The following is a 2235-nucleotide window of genomic DNA, read 5'->3' as shown; positions in this document are numbered from 1 at the left end:
AAGCATTTCTCAGGTAGGTAAGGTTTCTTTCCAGTGCCAGGGCAACAGTGCACTGAGATCGTCTTCGTTCAGCGTCGGCAGCGTTTCGAAGACGTGCTGCAGGTAGCCGTAAGGCGACAGGCCGTTGGCTTTGGCCGTTTCGATCAGGCTGTAGATTGCTGCGCTTGCTTGCGCTCCGCTTGGCGTGTGGCTGAACAGCCAGTTCTTACGGCCAACCACGAAGGGACGGATGGCGTTTTCGGCCGGATTGTTATCCAGCGGGATGCACCCGTCGTCAAGGAAGCGGGTCAGGCGTGGCCACTGGCCATCCAGATAGTGCAGGGCTTTCCCTAGCGTGCTTTTGGGTAGCACCTGCGCCTGGGACTTGTCGAGCCAGGTGCGCAGTTGAGTGATCAGTGGGCGGCTCTGTTGATCGCGTAACGCCTGGCGTGCTGCAGGTGCCAGCGCTCTGGCCTGTTTTTCAACGCCATAGAGTTTGCTGATCTGGTTCAGCGCCCATCCGGCCTTGCCGGTTTTATTTTTCGGCTGCGCTTTCTGAGCCTCGATGAACTTGCGGCGAGCATGCGCCCAACATCCAGCATGGGTGATGTCATTACGCCGCACGACCTCGGCATAGCCTTCATAACCATCGGTGACCAGGCAGCCACTGTAATCGCCCAACAAGCGTAGGGGCACACGCCCGGCACGACTGGGGTCATAGTCGAACAACACGACCTGTTGACCCGGCGGACCACCGCGCTGCACCCACATGTACGAGGTGGCGCTGGCCTTGCGGCCTTCTTCCTGATTAACCTGCAGGGTGGTCTCATCCATGTGGATCAGCGGGGCGTTTAGCAGCTGCTTACGCAGCGTCTCGATCAGCGGCAAGAGGCGCTCACCGGTCTGCACCATCCAGCGTGCCAGTGTATTCCGAGGCAGATGGGCACCGTGGCGGGTAAATATCTGGCTCTGCCGGTAAAGCGGCAAGGCATCCTGGTACTTCGCGGTAGCGACATAGGCCAGTAAGGTGGCACTGGCATTGCTCTTGGGCAGCAGCTTGGCCGGTGCCGGGACGGTCTTGACGTTTCCTTCACAGGTTGGGCAGGCGTATTTACGCCTCACATGACGGATCACTTCTACCCGTGCGGGCACAACATGAAGTTCTTCACTGACCTCTTCACCGATGACCTTAAGCTCGGCGCCGTCTTCGGCACAACAACGCTCGGTAGCGTCCAGCGTATGCACCACCTCGACACGAGGCAGCTCAGGCGGCAAGGCGACGCGTCCGCCGCGGGTACGCTTGTTGGCCGAAGGTGCGACATTATCAGACGGCGTTGCAGAAGCGTCGCCATCGGCGACGTCAGCGGGCGCCTCATCTGAGGCACCTTCGTCGTCATCGACGATGAGTTCGGCCTCATTAATCAGCAGATCGCCCTGCTTGATGCCGTACTTTTCCGTGGAAGGGCCAAACTGGCGTTCTAATGCCAGGCGGAACTGCTCATAAAGTGACTGTTTGGTGGCTTCCCACTGCGCCTCTTTTTTCTCCATCAGGCGATGAAGTTGCGCAATCTCTTGCTGCTGCGCTTTGACCTGGCGCTGCAGTTGGGAGATGTCCTGGGCGGGGGGCGTGGTGCTTTTCATGCCTTGAAGTGTATCAAAAAACCATTAAAAAGCGGAGCAAAAAAATCAGCCAACACACTTAAAATTCAATGCTTTATGAGGCTGCATGGCCTTCAGGTCATAGCCGTCTAGCAGCCAGTTAAGTTCCTGGCCACTTAAGGTCACGGCGTCACCGTCCAGGTGCGTTGGCCACTTGAATCGCTCACGCTCCAGGCGCTTATACCAGACGACAAAGCCGTTACGCTCCCAGAACAGTAGTTTGATTTTATCCCGCTGGCGATTGCCAAAGACAAACAACGCCTTATCAAACGGGTTCAGCTCCATGGCCTCCTGAACCAACAAGGCCAGCCCGTCGATCTGTTTGCGCATGTCCACCGGTTCGCGACAAAGGTATACGGTCAGGTGAGTGCTCGGACGGATCATGGCGCCACCGCCACTTTTACAAAACGGGCAGGACGATGACGGGGTGGCACCGGTAAGCCGCGAACGTTCAAACGTTTTTCCCAGAGCAGTAGATCGGCTAAGGTAAGTTCTTGTTGCGTGGCGTATTCGCTGAGGGGAATCTCGCGCACCGAGGCGTGATACAGATGCCCGAGCCAAAACGCCTGCATGGAGTTGAGTTCTTGGATCATGAGG

3 protein-coding genes are annotated in these 2235 nt (G+C 57.5%); all 3 read right to left on the bottom strand.

Annotation, left to right across the window (positions count from 1 at the left end; all coding sequences use genetic code 11):
- Positions 1 to 9: 9 nt before the first annotated feature.
- Positions 10 to 1620: an IS66 family transposase gene (gene tnpC, locus INT33_RS20875; protein WP_193092929.1), complete on the bottom strand. Its 1611-nt coding sequence runs from the start codon at positions 1618 to 1620 to the stop codon at positions 10 to 12.
- Between the two features lie 45 nt (positions 1621 to 1665).
- Positions 1666 to 2022: an IS66 family insertion sequence element accessory protein TnpB gene (gene tnpB, locus INT33_RS20870; protein ID WP_193092928.1), complete on the bottom strand. Its 357-nt coding sequence runs from the start codon at positions 2020 to 2022 to the stop codon at positions 1666 to 1668.
- On the bottom strand, positions 2019 to 2235 hold a 217-nt coding region (locus INT33_RS20865; protein ID WP_226940296.1), incomplete at its 5' end, for a hypothetical protein. The genes INT33_RS20865 and tnpB, both read right to left, overlap by 4 nt.

It is taken from the genome of Halomonas colorata (genome assembly GCF_014897985.1).
Classification (GTDB): Bacteria; Pseudomonadota; Gammaproteobacteria; order Pseudomonadales; family Halomonadaceae; genus Vreelandella; species Vreelandella colorata.
This window is presented reverse-complemented; position numbering and strand designations above follow the sequence as displayed.

Excerpts from the sequence above, each read along its gene's own strand:
- tnpC (WP_193092929.1), bottom strand. The coding sequence starts at position 1,620 with ATGAAAAGCACCACGCCCCCCGCCCAGGACATCTCCCAACTGCAGCGC.
- tnpB (WP_193092928.1), bottom strand. The coding sequence starts at position 2,022 with ATGATCCGTCCGAGCACTCACCTGACCGTATACCTTTGTCGCGAACCG.